The organism is Nocardiopsis deserti (assembly GCF_008638355.1).
In the GTDB taxonomy this organism is placed as follows: Bacteria; Actinomycetota; Actinomycetes; order Streptosporangiales; family Streptosporangiaceae; genus Nocardiopsis; species Nocardiopsis alborubida.
In genome coordinates, this window is the sequence record NZ_VWVS01000019.1 from 1 (window position 1) to 12,922 (window position 12,922).

11 protein-coding genes are annotated in these 12,922 nt (G+C 73.0%); 7 read left to right on the forward strand and 4 right to left on the reverse strand.

All coding sequences use genetic code 11. From position 1 onward, the window contains the following. Window positions 1-483 precede the first annotated feature (483 nt). On the forward strand, window positions 484-1,656 hold the full coding sequence (locus tag FYW99_RS24610) for an RNA-guided endonuclease InsQ/TnpB family protein (protein ID WP_150254517.1): 1,173 nt from the start codon (window positions 484-486) through the stop codon (window positions 1,654-1,656). A gap of 73 nt (window positions 1,657-1,729) precedes the next feature. Here the strand turns inward: FYW99_RS24610 and FYW99_RS24615 are convergent, their stop codons facing one another. Both FYW99_RS24615 and FYW99_RS24620 read right to left on the reverse strand, forming a co-directional pair. Next, window positions 1,730-2,743, reverse strand: coding sequence for an iron-siderophore ABC transporter substrate-binding protein (locus FYW99_RS24615; RefSeq protein WP_150254414.1), 1,014 nt, complete (start codon window positions 2,741-2,743; stop codon window positions 1,730-1,732). A 195-nt stretch (window positions 2,744-2,938) separates the two neighbouring features. Continuing rightward, window positions 2,939-3,718, reverse strand: a complete 780-nt coding sequence (locus FYW99_RS24620) for a siderophore-interacting protein (RefSeq protein WP_150254518.1) — start codon at window positions 3,716-3,718, stop codon at window positions 2,939-2,941. 417 nt (window positions 3,719-4,135) lie between these two features. On the opposite strand from FYW99_RS24620, the gene FYW99_RS24625 reads away from it, so the two are divergent. Next, the gene (locus FYW99_RS24625; RefSeq protein WP_150254415.1) at window positions 4,136-5,899 is read left to right on the forward strand and encodes an ABC transporter ATP-binding protein; all 1,764 of its coding nucleotides are present in this window, start codon (window positions 4,136-4,138) and stop codon (window positions 5,897-5,899) included. A gap of 118 nt (window positions 5,900-6,017) precedes the next feature. Beyond that, complete coding sequence (locus FYW99_RS24630) at window positions 6,018-7,823, forward strand: ABC transporter ATP-binding protein (RefSeq protein ID WP_150254416.1); 1,806 nt, start codon at window positions 6,018-6,020, stop codon at window positions 7,821-7,823. Window positions 7,824-7,835: 12 nt separating this feature from the next. Here FYW99_RS24630 and FYW99_RS24635 read toward each other — a convergent pair whose 3' ends face one another. Then, on the reverse strand, window positions 7,836-8,201 hold the full coding sequence (locus tag FYW99_RS24635; protein ID WP_017564933.1) for a hypothetical protein: 366 nt from the start codon (window positions 8,199-8,201) through the stop codon (window positions 7,836-7,838). A 183-nt stretch (window positions 8,202-8,384) separates the two neighbouring features. Here FYW99_RS24635 and FYW99_RS24640 point away from each other — a divergent pair, with 183 nt between their 5' ends. From FYW99_RS24640 to FYW99_RS24655, 4 genes are read left to right on the forward strand one after another with little or no spacing between them, the layout of a single operon-like run. After that, window positions 8,385-8,744 (forward strand): hypothetical protein, encoded by a 360-nt coding sequence (locus FYW99_RS24640; RefSeq protein ID WP_223839502.1) that lies wholly within the window; start codon window positions 8,385-8,387, stop codon window positions 8,742-8,744. After that, a complete protein-coding gene (locus tag FYW99_RS24645) occupies window positions 8,741-9,640 on the forward strand; it encodes a hypothetical protein (RefSeq protein ID WP_150254417.1) in 900 nt (299 codons plus the stop codon). Before FYW99_RS24640 ends, FYW99_RS24645 begins: the two co-directional genes overlap by 4 nt. Then, the gene (locus FYW99_RS24650) at window positions 9,637-9,930 is read left to right on the forward strand and encodes a hypothetical protein (protein ID WP_150254418.1); all 294 of its coding nucleotides are present in this window, start codon (window positions 9,637-9,639) and stop codon (window positions 9,928-9,930) included. The genes FYW99_RS24645 and FYW99_RS24650 overlap by 4 nt, the downstream gene beginning before the upstream one ends. After that, a complete protein-coding gene (locus FYW99_RS24655; protein WP_150254419.1) occupies window positions 9,931-10,308 on the forward strand; it encodes a roadblock/LC7 domain-containing protein in 378 nt (125 codons plus the stop codon). A gap of 139 nt (window positions 10,309-10,447) precedes the next feature. On the opposite strand, the gene FYW99_RS24660 is transcribed toward FYW99_RS24655, so the two are convergent. Continuing rightward, entirely contained in the window at window positions 10,448-12,844 is a 2,397-nt protein-coding gene (locus FYW99_RS24660) for an ATP-binding cassette domain-containing protein (RefSeq protein ID WP_150254420.1), read from the reverse strand. Window positions 12,845-12,922: the final 78 nt, after the last annotated feature.

The following is a 12,922-nucleotide window of genomic DNA, read 5'->3' on the forward strand; positions in this document are numbered from 1 at the left end:
CCGCCGTGGCGAAGGTGGCGGTGCGGCGGGTACTGCGGCGGGCGCTCTTGGTCATGGCGTACTCCGTTGCGCGGGGGGGGGGGGGGACGGGCGCGCCCGGCGCCGCGACGCGTGCGAAATAGCGGGTTCCGCACGGGCCGTGAGGGGCGCGCCCGCGTGGGCGGGTGCCCACTGAACAAGCGTTAAGTGACTGTACGTACGCGAGCGGTCGCGGACAAGGGGGTCACGCGAAAAAGTTGGGATCGCTCCCATGGGGCTGGGGTGAAACGTGTGCTCTGTGTGCTTTTGGGGTGGTGTCGCCGCCTCGGGGGAGGGATCAGGGCCCGGGGCGGGACCTGTCGGACGGGGGCGTCAGCTTTGCTTTGGCGAGGGACCCCGGGGCTTCAACTCCAAGAGGAATCACTGCGCGGACCACACCGGCCCCTGGTGACGGGCATCACATCGGATTGCTTTGGCTGCGTGCTGACACTGAACGGGTGCACGATGGTGGGCGTGTCGAAGATCGTCGCGTGGGTCAAGCTCACACCGTCGCCCGAGCAGGCTGCGGTGCTGGATTCGACCCTGCGCGCGCTCAACGACCACGCCACCTGGGTGGCGAAGGTGGCTCACGAACGCGGGGTGATGCGCAACTACGAGCTGCGCAAGCACACCTACCGGCAGTTGCGTGAGACCGGAGTGGGCTCCCAGGCGGCCCAGCACGTGATCAAGAAGGTGTGCGACGCCTACCGCGCCCGCCGGTCCAATCTGGACAACGGCAACTACGGGCCGAAGGGTTCGGTCCGCCGGAAGCGGATCGAGTCCACACCCATCGTCTTTCGCCCGGAGTCGGCGCACCCCTACGACGCGCGCAACCTGTCCTTCGCTCTGGACGCGCGCACAATCTCGCTGTGGACCTTCCAGGGCCGGTTAAAGGATGTGCCGTTCGTCGGCTCCCCCGACCAGATCAAGATGCTGGCCGAACACAAGCAGGGCGAGGCCGACCTGCTCTGCCGCGACGGTGCCTGGTTTCTGGCGGTGACTGTGGAGGTGCCCGATGCCCCCGAGATCGACCCCGACTCCTTTCTCGGGGTGGACCTGGGCATCGTCAACATCGCCACCACCTCTGACGGCCGGGTCATGGCCGGACGCGGGATCAACCGGTACCGCAGGCGCCAACAGCGGTTGCGGACCAAACTCCAGTCCAAGGGCACCCGCTCCGCCAAGCGTCTGCTCAGGAAGCGGCACCGCCGTGAGGCCAGGCACGCCCGGGATGTCAACCACCGGATTTCGAAACGCATCGTGGCCGAGGCCGAACGCACCGGGCGCGGCATTTCCCTGGAAGATCTCAAGGGAATTCGCGTGCGGGTACGGCAACGCAGGCCCCAACGGGTCACGCTGCACTCCTGGTCCTTCCACCAGCTGGGTCAGTTCATCGCCTACAAGGCCCGCCTGAAGGGTGTGCCGGTGGTGTTCGTGGACCCGGCTTACACGTCGCAGACGTGCGCTGAGTGTGACCACGTGGACTACAGGAACCGGGTCGATCAGGCCGTCTTCATCTGCCGGGGCTGCGGTGTCGTTGCACACGCGGACCGGAACGCCTCCGCCAACATCGCCGCTCGCGGTCGTGTGGTGTGGAACGCGGGGCGGAAGTCACACGTCCCACCCGACAACCCCTAGCGGAGTTGTCGGGTCAGACGCGGTGGGCTCCCTCGCACCCAGCGGAGGTGGTCCAACCGCACGCTCGGTCCCTTCAGGGAGCCGAGAAGCTGACGGTCTCCTGGAGCAGCGGGACCAGCTCGTCCAGCGCGTGGGAGATGCCCGGGTACGAACCGCTGGAGAAGGCGTTGGCCAGCTCCATGTCGTCCAGGATGACCAGTCGGCCGTCCTCGGCGGAGGGGATGCCCTGGAGCACCGGGTCCTCGTGCAGGTGGTCCGCCGTGCCGCCGATGGGGAACATGACCGTCAGGTCCGCGTCCAGGACCTCCAGCCGCTCCGGGCTCAGGTCGACGTAGAACGCGTCGTCGGCCATCTCCTGGACCTCGGGCTTGTACTGGAAGCCCAGCTCCTGGAGCAGGTCCACCCGGGAGTCGCCGGGCACGTAGGCGCCGTACTGGCCGTCGAAGTAGGCGCCCACGGTCAGGGTCATGTCGGCGAACTCGGGGTTCTCCTCGCGGATCTGGGCGAAGCGGCCCTCCAGCTCCTCGATGAGCTCCTCGGCGCGCTCCTGTTCGCCGACCACCTGGGCGACCTGGCGGGTCTGCTGCTGCCAGGTGGTGCCGTAGGTGACCTCCACGCCGGGCGGCGGGCCGACCACGGGGGCCACCGGCGAGAGCGTGTCGTAGCGCTCCTGGCTGTTGTCGGAGCGGGTGTCGAGGATGACGTCGGGCTCCAGGGAGGCGATCGCCTCCAGGTTCGGCTCCATGGTGCCGAGCTGGACCGGCTCCTCGTCGAACATGTCGGCCGCCCACGGACCCACGCCCGTGCCGCCGTAGGCCTGCCAGTCGGCCACACCGACCGGCTGCACGCCCAGCGCCAGCGCGGTCTCGGCGTCGGACCAGCCCATGGCGACGACGTTGGTCGGTTTGTCCGCGATCTCCACGTCGCCGAAGAGGGTCTCGACGGTGACCGGGTACCCCTCGGCGACCTCGCCGTCCGAGCCGCCCTCCGCGGAACCGGAGGTCTGGCCGCCGCAGGCGGCGAGCAGCAGGAGGGACAGCGCACCGGCGGCGATCGCGCCGCCGCGGGTCAGCGGACCGGGGTTCATGGGGCCTCATTCGGTCGATTGGATGAGCTTAGCCTTGCCTAAGCAAGGGTTATGGTGCTGGAGTCGGCGGTTTTGTGCAAGCTCGTGCTGAAGAACGGAAAAAGTCACGTATGCCGGTAAGGCGCGGTATGCACGGTGATCGACGGGCCCGCACGGCCCCCCTTGAGGGGCGCGGTCGTGTCGAGGGTCACACCGTCAGGCGTAGGCGTCCACGCCGTGGCGCCAGTAGCCGATGAAGGCGATGTCGTCCTTGGGGATGCCGTGTTGGTGTACGAGGGTGCGGCGGAGTTGGGTGGGCAGGGTGTTCTCTCCGGCGACGAAGCAGTAGGGGCGCCCCTCGGGGAGTGGGGCGGTGCGTACGGTTTCCAGGGCCAGTCGTCCGGGGACGGCGTGGGGGTCGGTGCGTGGTAGCCAGTGCACCTGTACTCCGGTGGGAGCGGTCACGGGGCGGATGTCGGTGCTGTCGGGGACTTCCAGGTAGGCCTGTCCCCGTAGGTCGGCGGGTGCCTGTTCGAGGATGGAGAGCAGGGCGGGTACGGCGCTCTCGTCGCCGACGAGCAGGTGCCAGTCGGCCTCCTCGGGCGGCAGGTAGTAGATCCCCTCGGGGTAGAGGCCCAGCTCGTCGCCGGGCCGGGCGGCCAGCGCCCACGCCGACGCCGGGCCCTCGTCCCCGTGCGCGACGAACTCGATGTCCAGTTCCAGCGCCTCGGGGTCGAAGCGGCGGACGGTGTAGTTGCGCACGTGCGGGCGCAGGTCGTCGGGCATGGCGCGGAACGCGGCCACCCACCCGTTGCCGTCGCCGCCGCTGTCGGCGACGGGCAGGTGCAGGCGGTCCTGGCCCGGCCGGGCGAAGAGGATCCGCGTGCACTGGTCCAGGCCCAGGAACTCGAACCCGGTCAGCTCCTCGCCGGTGAGCGTCACGGTGAGGAAGTGCTCGCTGGTCCGCTCGGTGCGCGCCACCCGGGTGCGGATCATGGTGCGGTGGCTCGGATACCTGATGCGCAAGGCGCGGCCCCTTCGTTCGGGTCGGAGAGCGGCGGGTGTCGGGTTCGTCCGGTCTCGGGGTGCTGTGACCGTATACCGACATGGGAAAGGTTAGCCTAACCAAGGTCGGTGTGGCACGGTGGTCCGGGGCCGGTGGTTCCCGGTTCCGTGGGCGCTCCGCCAGCCGACTAGGGTCGGTTTTCCGAACCTGCCTCAGCTTGCGGGGGCGGTTCGGGCGCCCACAGGGCTCCCGTTCTCCGGGCGCCCGAACACGGGCCGAAGCGAAGCGGAGGCCCCGGGGAACACCGGCTAGCCTTGCCCAGGGCACGACATCGCGGGGGGAACAGGACATCGGATGAGTAGACGTCTGTACGGGGCAGCGCGCCCCGCGTCGAGCGGACGCGCCGTATGAGCGCCGCCCCAGCCCCCGCCCCCGCCGCCGAGCGCGAACGGCGCTCTCCCCGCGTCCCCGAGCGGGAGGTCCCCGACAGCGTGCGCGCCCTGCGCCGCCGCACCCTGAGGCGCAACCGCGGCCACGTCACCGTCGGCGTGGTCCTGCTCTCCCTGCACCAGGTCGCCGAGGCCCTCGTCCCGGTGGCCATCGGCCTGACCATCGACTGGGCCGTCTTCACCGGCGACGTCGGCGCCCTGGGAGTCTGCGTCGCGGGCATGGTCGTGCTCTTCACCGTGCTGGCCCAGGCCTACCGCAACGGCGCCCGCTTCACCCTGCGCGCCGTCGAGAACGAGGCGCACCTGCTGCGGGTGGAGGCCGCCCGCCGCGCCCTGGACCCGCGCGGCGAACGCAGCGGCCTGCGCGCGGGCGAGGTCCTGTCGGTGGCCACCTCCGACGCCGAGCAGGCCGCCCTGTACGTGCGCGCCTGGTCGGCGTCGATCGCCGTGGTGGTCGCCATCGCCGTCACCACCGTCGCGCTCCTGGCCATCGACGTCCCCCTGGGAGCCGGCGTCCTCGTCGGCGTCCCCCTGCTCATGCTGTTCCTGCGCCTGCCCGCCGCCCGCATCACCCGGCGCAGCGAGGCCAAGCAGGCCACCGCCGCGGGGGCCACCGCCCTGGCCACGGACCTGGTCAGCGGTCTGCGCGTCCTCATGGGCATCGGGGCGCGGCGCAACGCGGCCACCCGCTACCGCCGGGCCAGCACCCTCGCCCTGGACGCCTCGGTCGGCGCCGCCGCCAGCAACGGCGTCTACCGCGGCCTGGTCACCGCGGCCAGCGCCGTCTTCCTGGCCTGTGTGGCGGGCGTGGCCGGGTGGATGGCCCTCCAGGGGCGCCTCAGCATCGGCGAACTCGTCACCGTCATCGGCCTCGCCCAGTTCCTGGCCGAACCCGTGCAGGGGCTGGGCATGGTCGGCCAGCTGTTCGCCACCGCCCGCGCCTCCGCCCGGCGGCTGGTGCGCCTGCTCAACGCCCCCGACGCGGTCACCCCGGGCGAGCGCGCCTGCGCGGGGGAGCCCGTGGTCGCGCTGTCCGGGGTCAGCTACCGCACGCTGCGCGGGGTGGACCTCGAACTCGCCCCCGGCGAACTCGTCGGCGTGCTCACCACCGACCCCCGCGACGCCGAGGCGCTGCTGGAACTGCTCTCGGGCCGGGCCGAGCCCGCGGCCCTGGACGGCACGCTCACCGTGGGCGGCGTCCCCGTCCCCGAACTCGCCCTGGACGCCCTGCGCGAGGCGGTCCTGGTGGAGGAGCACGGCGCCACCCTGTTCGAGGGCACCCTGCGCTCCAACCTGGACACCGGCGCGGGCGGCGACGAGGAGCGGCTGCTGGACGCCCTGCGCGCGGCCTCGGCCGCGGACCTGGTCGACGGCCACCCCGAGGGCCTGGACCGACCGGTCGCCGACCGCGCCGCCAACCTCTCCGGCGGCCAGCGACAGCGCGTGGCCCTGGCCCGCGCCCTGGTCGCCGACCCGCCCGTCCTGGTGCTGCACGACCCCACCACCGCCGTGGACGCGGTCACCGAGGAGGCCATCGCCCGGGGCACCGCCGCCGCCCGCGCGGGCGCGGCCAGGGCCACCCTGGTCGTGGCCAACAGCCCGGCGCTGCTGGCCCGCGCCGACCGCGTCGTGGTGCTGGCCGGAGGGCGGGTGCGGTGCGCGGGCACGCACGCGCTGCTGGTCGAGGAGGACGCGGACTACCGCGAGGCGGTACTGCGTTGACCGCCCCGCAGCAGAGCGCCCCCTCGCGGTTCACAGCACACCAGAGCGCTCCGTCGCCGACCGCCGCCCCAGGGCGCCGAGCCCTCCTTCCCCACACCCACGACCCGGAGGACGACCGATGAGCACGCCGGTGGAGGACTCCGCGAGCGAACACGGGGAGCTGCTGCCCACCGCCTCGGCCCGCCGCACGTGGGCCGTGCTGGGCGAAGGGGTGCGCGGCACGGGCTGGGGCACCCCCCTGGCCCTGGCCACCGTGCTCGCGGGCAGCGCCGCCGGACTGGTCGCCCCCTGGGTGCTGGGCCGGATGGTCGACGACATCTCGGCGGGGCGGGGGCTGGACACCGTCCTGTCCTCGGTCCTGCTGATCGCCGGGGCGGGTCTGCTCGGCGGTCTGCTCACGGGCGTGGGCAGCTGGCTGGTCAGCCGGGTCGGCGAGACCGTCCTGGCCCGCCTGCGCGAACGCGTCATGGACCGGGTGCTGCGCATGCCCGCCGCCCGCCTGGAGCGGGTACGCATCGGTGACCTGCTCTCCCGGGTCGGCGACGACGTCGCCGTGGTCACCGCCAGCATCGCCCGCAGCGGCCCCGACGCGGTCGTCGCGCTGGCCACCGTTCTGCTGACCGCGGTGGGCATCACCGCCCTGGACTGGCGCCTGGGCCTGGCCGCGATGCTCTGCGTGCCTGTCTACGTGACTGCCGTGCGCTGGTACCTGCCCCGCTCGGGTCCCTACTACGCCCGCGAGCGCGTGGCCATGGGCGAGCGCTCGCACGCGATGATGGGCGCCCTGCGCGGGCGCTCCGCCGTGCGCGCCTACCGCCTGGAGGACGAGCACGAGTCCCGGGTGCGCGAGCGCTCGACCGCCGCCATGGACATCACGGTCGCGGTGTTCCGGCTGTTCACCCGCTTCGGGTCGCGGCTCAACGCCGCCGAGTGCGTCGGACTGACCGCGGTGCTGGTGGCCGGGTTCTGGCTGGTGCGCGCCGACCTGGCCAGCGTCGGCATGGTCACCGCCGCCGCCCTGTACTTCCACCGCCTGTTCGGCCCGCTGATCTTCCTGGTCATGAACTTCAACGAGGTGCAGTCGGCCGGGGCGAGCCTGGCCCGCCTGGCCGGTGTGGTCGACCTCCCGGTGGAGGCCGACCCGGGCGCGGAGGAGGGCCCGGCCGGTTCCTCGGTCCGCGTCGCGGGGGTCACCCACTCCTACGGCACCGGCGGCCCGGCGGCCCTGGAGGAGGTGTCGCTGGAGGTCGCTCCGGGCGAGCGCGTGGCCCTGGTCGGGGCCAGCGGCGCGGGCAAGACCACCCTGGCCGCCCTGGTCAGCGGTCTGCGCACGCCCACGGCCGGAACCGTCTACCTGGGCGGGATCCCCCTGGAGGAGCTGGGGGAGCGGCGGGTGCGCGAGCACGTCTTCCTCGTCAGCCAGGAGACCCACGTGTTCGCCGGAACCCTGCTGGAGGACCTGCGCCTGGCCCGCGCCGGGGCCGACGCGGCCGAGGCGGAGGCCGCCCTGGAGACCGTCGGCGCCCTGGAGTGGGTGCGCGCCCTGCCCGAGGGGCTGGACACGGTGGTCGGCGAGGGCGGGCACGCCCTGACCGCCGAGCAGGCCCAGCACCTGGCGCTGGCCCGGCTGGTGCTGGCCGACCCGGACGTGGCGGTCCTGGACGAGGCCACCGCCGAGGCGGGAAGCTCCGGCGCCCGGCGCCTGGAGCGGGCCGCCGCCGCGGCCACCGCCGGGCGCACGACGCTGGTGGTGGCGCACCGGCTGACCCAGGCGCAGACCGCCGACCGCGTGGTGGTCATGGACCGGGGCCGCGTCGTCGAGCAGGGGACGCACACCGAGCTGGTCGCGGCCGGAGGGCGCTACGCCGACCTGTGGCGCAGCTGGCAGGGCGCGCCGGACGACGGGGAACTGCTCTCCCGCTGACCGCGGGCGGGGTCAGAGCTGGAGTTCGCTCTCCACGCGCCGGAGGGTGTGGCGGGCCATGGCCAGGTTGGCGCGCTGGCGGTCCAGCGCGAGGTAGAGGAAGACGCTGCCGTGCGACTTCTCCAGCAGGCGGATGAGGTGGTACTGGCTGCTCAGCGTGATGAGGATGTCCTCGATGCGGTCGTCGAGGCCGATCGCGCCCAGGGCGCGCGTCTTGGCGCGCACGACCTCGGTGTTGGCCGCGGCGGCCATCTCCAGGTCGAAGTGGCCGCCTCCGCCCATGGTGCCCAGGGACATGCCGCTCTCGTAGTCGACGACCGCGACGCCGATGGCGCCCTCGATCCCCATGGCTTCCTTCATCGCCGCTTCGGCGTTCATGGCGTCTCCTCACGCTCGGTGTCCACCGCAGGAGCGGCGATACATGTCGAAAGTTAGCGAAACGCCTGGAGGGTGCGTAAGTGGACAGTTTGTGGCGAGGGCCCATCGTTACCACAGTGTGTTCTCTTTGCTCCGCTTTGACTGTTAAATGTCTTTTGGAGGCAATCGGACGCCGGGGGGCACGTGTCGAGCACAGCTGTATCCACGGAGCGTTACCTGAGCTGTGACGGGGTCGTGGCCGCGATGCTCGTGGACCGCGCGACGGGCCAGGCGCACGCGCGATCGGGGGCGGCGTCGGCGCTGCCCGACCCCGAGCACGCGGCGGACTCCCACCACCTGGCCCTCGACCTCGCCGTCGCCTCCCACGAACCGGCCGTCCAGGAGAGCGTGGTCACCACCGACGGCCACCACGTGCTGACCCGCGCCGTGCCCTCTCCGGTCGCGGACGAGGTCCTGCTCGTCCTGGTCTTCGACCGCGCGCGGACCAACCTCGCGCTGGCCCGCTACCAGGCCGACGAGCACACCGCGGCGCTGCTGTCATGAGCGCCGTCGCGCCCCCGCGAGCCCTGGCCGAGGCCCTGCTCCGTGCCCGCGAGGAGGGGCTCACCGGAGCCCTGCGTCTGACCGGCCCGCCCGAGGCCCTGGTCCACCTGAGCGCCGGGCGCGTCACCGCCGTCACCACACCGGCGGCGCCCACGCCCGAGACCCTCCTGGTCAGGTCCGGCGCGGTCCCCGCCGGGGTCTGGGCCGACGCCTACGAGGCCGCCGCCCACACCGACAGCCTGGCCCGGGAACTGCTGAGCCGCGGCGCCGTCTCGGCCGCGGTACTCGAACTCGCGTGCGCCACGGCCCTGGCGGACGGCGCCCTGGCGCTGTGCCTGTCCCCCGAAACCCGGGTGGAGGCCGTGCTCGCCGACGCCGCGCCGCCGCTGCTGGGCCTGGCGCACGGCCTGGACCCGCAGGAGGTGCTGACCGAGGCCGGGCGCCGCCTGGCCTTCCTCACCGACCGGTGGGGCGCGCCCGCGGAACTGGCCCGCCGCCGCCCGGTGGCCGCCGGGCCGGTACGCGACTCCCTCCCCTCCGCCTACCGGCTCCTGCTCACCCAGGCCAACGGCCGCCGCACCCCCCGGGACCTGGCCTTCGCCCTGGGCCGGGGGTTGACCGGGGTCATGGCCGACGTCGCGCGCCTCACCGAACGCGGGCTGCTGGAGGCCGCCGCCCCCGGCGGAGCGGACGGCCTCACCCGCCGCACGCCCGAGGCCGCCGCCCCGGACGAGGGCCCGTCCGCGCTGGCCAAGCGGCGGCCGGGTTCCAACGCCGTGCGCCCCGCGCCCCGGGCCTCGTCGGCCCCCGTCCCCGGGAACGTACGCGAACGCCTGCGCTCGCTGGGCGCCGACCACGGGACGGTCGGGGCGGGCACGGGAGGGGAAGCCGAATGAGCACGACCGGACGCCCCCGTCCGGCCCGCGGCGGCGAACCCCCTGCCGGGGGACACGAGGCGGGCGGCCTGACCGCCCTGCCCAAGCGCACCCCCTCCCCGGTGCCACGGGGACCGCGCCCCCGGCCGGGCCTGTTCGGCCCCAAGGAGCCCGAACCGGGGCCCATCGCCGCCCTGCGCCGCGCGCAGCGCGCCGCGGTGCCCCTGGAGAGGGTGCGCCGCGCGCTGGAGGACCTGGACGCCCACACCGGCCGCGCGCCGCGGCCGACCGACGAGCACGGGAGCGATTAGATGGTTCAGGGTCAGATCGCCGAGGAGCTGGCGCGGCTGCGCGAGCACGTCGTCGGCGTGACCGACAGCGCCGTGGCCGCCTCCGACGGCATGCTGGTGGCCTCCGACATCCAGGGCGGCCGCCCCCACGCGCTGGCCGCGCTCGCCGCCGCCTCCCTGGGCCTGGGCAAGCGCACCGGTGACGAGACGGGGCTGGGACCCCTGCGCGAGGTCGTCACCCGCTGCCAGGGCGGCTACGCGGTCGTCTACGCGGTCGGGATGGAGGCCCTGCTCGTCGTGCTGGGCGACGAGGGCATGGACACCGCCGCCCTGCGCCGTGAGTCCCGGCTGACGGTGGAGCGCGTGGGCTCGCTTCTGGAGGTCACCTCCGCCGGTTGAGGCCCTGAGCAGGAGCCTCACCGGGTCCGGCCCGCCGCCCGGCGGGCAGTGGACCGGTCGCCGCCCTGCCCCGGTGCGGGGCCGCGGCCATCCGGACGGTCACGGGACCGGCCGGGGCCGTCGGCTCCGCGCGGGCCGGTCAGGCGCCGACGTAGGCCGCGAGGTGCTCGCCGGTGAGGGTGGAGCGGGTGGCGACGAGGTCGGCGGGCGTGCCCTGGAACACGATCCGGCCGCCGTCGTGGCCCGCCCCGGGGCCGAGGTCGATGATCCAGTCGGCGTGCGCCATGACCGCCTGGTGGTGCTCGACGACCACGACCGACTTCCCGGAGTCCACGAGCCGGTCGAGCAGGCCGAGCAGCTGCTCGACGTCGGCCAGGTGCAGGCCGCTGGTCGGCTCGTCCAGGACGTAGACGCCGCCCTCCCCGGCCATGTGGACGGCCAGTTTGAGCCGCTGCCGCTCGCCGCCGGACAGGGTGGTCAGCGGCTGGCCGACCCTGAGGTAGCCCAGGCCGACGTCCTCCAACCGCCGCAGGATCCTCGCGGCCGCGGGCACCTTCGCCCCCTCGCCGTCGAAGAACGCGTGCGCCTCGGCCACCGACATCGCGAGGACCTCGCTGATGTCCCGGCCGTTGTCCGGACCGCCCAGGCGGTACTCCAGCACCTGCGGCTGGAACCTCCTGCCGTCGCACTCCTCGCACGGCGAGGCGACCGTGTCCATCATCGCCAAGTCGGTGTAGAGCACCCCGGCGCCGTTGCAGGCCGGGCAGGCGCCCTCGGAGTTGGCGCTGAACAGGGCCGGTTTCACGCCGTTGGCCTTGGCGAAGGCCTTGCGGACCGGGTCGAGCAGCCCGGTGTAGGTGGCCGGATTGCTGCGCCGCGAGCCGCGGATCGCGCTCTGGTCCACCGACACCACGCCCGCGCCCGCGGGGACCGACCCGTGGACCAGCGAGCTCTTCCCGCTGCCCGCCACGCCGGTCACCACGCACAGCACGCCCAGCGGCACGTCCACGTCGACGTCGCGCAGGTTGTTGGCGTCGGCGCCGCGGATCTCCAGGGCGCCGCGGGGCGTGCGCACCCTCGGCTTGAGCCGGGCCCGGTCGTCGAGGTGGCGGCCGGTGAGGGTGCCGCTGGCGCGCAGCCCCTCGACGCCGCCCTCGAAGACGATCCGGCCGCCGTCGTCACCGGCTCCGGGGCCGAGGTCGACCACGTGGTCGGCGATCGCGATCGTCTCCGGCTTGTGCTCCACGACGAGCACGGTGTTGCCCTTGTCGCGCAGCCGCAGCAGCAGGTGGTTCATCCGCTCGATGTCGTGCGGGTGCAGCCCGACGGTGGGCTCGTCGAAGACGTAGGTGACGTCGGTGAGCGAGGAGCCCAGGTGGCGGATCATCTTGGTGCGCTGCGCCTCGCCGCCGGAGAGGGTGCCCGAGGACCGGTCGAGCGAGAGGTAGCCCAGTCCGATCTCCACGAACGAGTCGAGCGTGTGCCCCAGCTTCGCCAGCAGCGGTCCCACGGTGGGCTCGTCGAGGCCGCGGATCCAGGCGGCCAGGTCGCTGATCTGCATCGCGCACGCGTCGGCGATGCTGATCCCGCGAATCCTGGAGGACCGGGCCGCCTCGCTCAGGCGGGTGCCCTCGCACTCGGGGCAGGCGGTGAAGGTGACCGCCCGGTCCACGAAATCCCGGATGTGCGGCTGCATCGCCTCCCGGTCCTTGGACAGGAACGACTTGCGGATCTTGGGGATCAGCCCCTCGTAGGTGAGGTTGACGCCCTCGATCTTCACCTTGACCGGCTCCTTGTACAGGAGGTCGGCGAGCTCTTCCTCGGTGTAGTCGCGGATCGGTTTGTGGGGGTCCACGAAGCCCGACTCGGCGTAGACCCGCACCGTCCAGAAGCTGTCCGACTTCCAGCCGGGGATGGTGAACGCGCCCTCGGCGATCGACTTGGAGTCGTCGTAGAGCTGGGTGAGGTCGATGTCGGAGACCGCGCCCCGCCCCTCGCAGTGCGTGCACATGCCGCCGGTGCGGGTGAAGGTCTGCTTCACGGCCTTGCCGGTGCCGACCTTGATGGCGCCGCTCGCCTGGACCGAGGCGACGTTGAACGCGAACGCGTTGGGCGAGCCGACGTACGGTTTCCCGAGGCGGCTGAAGAGGATGCGCAGCAGCGAGTTGGCGTCGGTGGCGGTGCCCACCGTGGAGCGGATGTTGGCGCCCATCCGCTCCTGGTCGATGATGATCGCGGTGGTCAGCCCGTCGAGGACGTCGACGTCGGGCCTGGCCATCGTCGGCATGAGGCCCTGTACGAAGGCGCTGTAGGTCTCGTTGATCATCCGCTGCGACTCCGCGGCGATCGTGTTGAACACCAGGGAGCTCTTGCCCGAGCCGGAGACGCCGGTGAACACCGTCAGCCGTCGTTTGGGGATCTCGACGCTGATGTCCCCGAGGTTGTTCTCGCGTGCGCCGTACACGCGGATCAGGTCGTGGCTGTCGGCGGCGTGCGGTTCGGACGCCCCCGCGTCCGCCCTGGTGGCCGTGCTCATTGTTTCTCCCTCGGTCGGGCGAGGCCTCTGCGTCGGCGTCGTCTGGGTCGGGCCCACCAGTACCGGACGACGACCGTC